Annotated in this window: 1 pseudogene; it reads right to left on the bottom strand. The window is 63.6% G+C overall.

Features of this window, described 5'->3' with window-relative positions:
• A pseudogene (locus RNC47_RS36535) lies at positions 1-279 on the bottom strand (DEAD/DEAH box helicase); the annotation flags it as partial.
• Positions 280-470: the final 191 nt, after the last annotated feature.

Genomic DNA, 470 nt, shown 5'->3' on the forward strand with positions numbered 1-470 from the left:
GGCCAGGGACTTGCCCGACGCGGTTCCGGTGGACACGACCACATGCCGCCCGTCGTGGGCCAACTCGGCGGCGGCGAGTTGGTGCGACCACGGCGCGGCGATCCCGCGGTCGACCAACGCCTGGACGACCTCCGAATGGGCCCATTGCGGCCACTCATGTGGTTTGCCCTGTCGCGGAGGGATATCCGCAACATGGCGTAGCGGATTTTCGCCGGAAGGGGTGCCGTCGACAGCGCAAGCCAGCAGCTCACGGCCGAAATCTGACCCCTGATCGAGCACTACTGGTCCTCCTGCGATCTACCCCGCCGACATCGGCTCGGATTTGTAAACGAATTGTTCACCACGCGCCGCATCCCGAGACTGTCGCAGCAGCCTTCGACATGATTGACTGATCACGGTCGCAGCTTCTGTGTTTGTACTCGCACTCGCAGGATCGTCGTTGCGATCGCGGTTCCTGCGAGGGTTGTAGG

Source organism: Streptomyces millisiae (assembly GCF_031845425.1).
Taxonomy (GTDB): Bacteria; Actinomycetota; Actinomycetes; order Streptomycetales; family Streptomycetaceae; genus Streptomyces; species Streptomyces millisiae.